Here is an 818-nt window from a genome sequence, read left to right as displayed (position 1 = left end):
GATTCCCGGGCAGACCCTCCTGGACATCCCCGCCACCCCTGACCCGCCCCGCCCGGACACACCGCCCGCCACCACCCAGGCACAGCCCTGGCCCCGCCTCGTCAACGGAATTTGGGTCCCGGAACCCGGATCCGACCAGGAACTGCCCGGACTGGACCCCATCGACCCCGACTGCACCAACCCCGTCGTGGCCGACCGGCGCACCCGCGCCCAAAAACTCCTCGACGGCCTGATCGACTGCATCAAACTCGCCGCCCGCACCGGCAAACTCCCCATGAACGGCGGACTCAAACCCCAACTGTTCATCTCCACCAACGAAACCGAACTCCAACGCCGCACCAAGGACGGCCGCCCCGGAGGCATCGCCTTCCTCCCCTACAGCGGACCCCAACCCCTGGCCCTCCTCGAGGAAGAACTCTGCGACGCAGACATCACCACCATGATCCTGGGCAACGGAGAGAACATCCTCAACGTCGGCCGCACCCAACGCTTCTTCACCGACACCCAACGCAAAATCCTCATCGCCCGCGACAAAGGCTGCTGCTTCCCCCACTGCCGACGAACCGCCATGACCACCGACGCCCACCACATAATCCCATGGTCCCAAGGCGGCGGAACCGACATCTCAAACGGCGCCCTGCTCTGCACAGTCCACCACCACGCCGTCCACCAAGGCCTGTGGAGCATCGAACTCATCAACGGGACCCCCTGGTTCACACCCTGCTACAAACTCGACCCCACCCAAACCAAACTCCGAAACCACTACCACCACGGCCTCCCCGGCACCTGACCGACCACCCGATCATTGAACCCGCCCC

1 protein-coding gene is annotated in these 818 nt (G+C 65.2%); it reads left to right on the top strand.

Translation table 11 applies throughout. The annotated features are described in order from the left end of the window. Nucleotides 1–790: HNH endonuclease signature motif containing protein (locus tag G6035_RS19630; protein WP_176618779.1), on the top strand; the 790-nt coding region annotated here is incomplete at its 5' end. Between the last annotated feature and the right edge of the window lie 28 nt (nucleotides 791–818).

The sequence above is a fragment of the Arthrobacter sp. SDTb3-6 genome (genome assembly GCF_013376095.1).
GTDB lineage: Bacteria > Actinomycetota > Actinomycetes > Actinomycetales > Micrococcaceae > Specibacter.
Note: the sequence above shows the minus strand (reverse complement) of the source record. Positions and strands in the feature narration are given on the sequence as shown.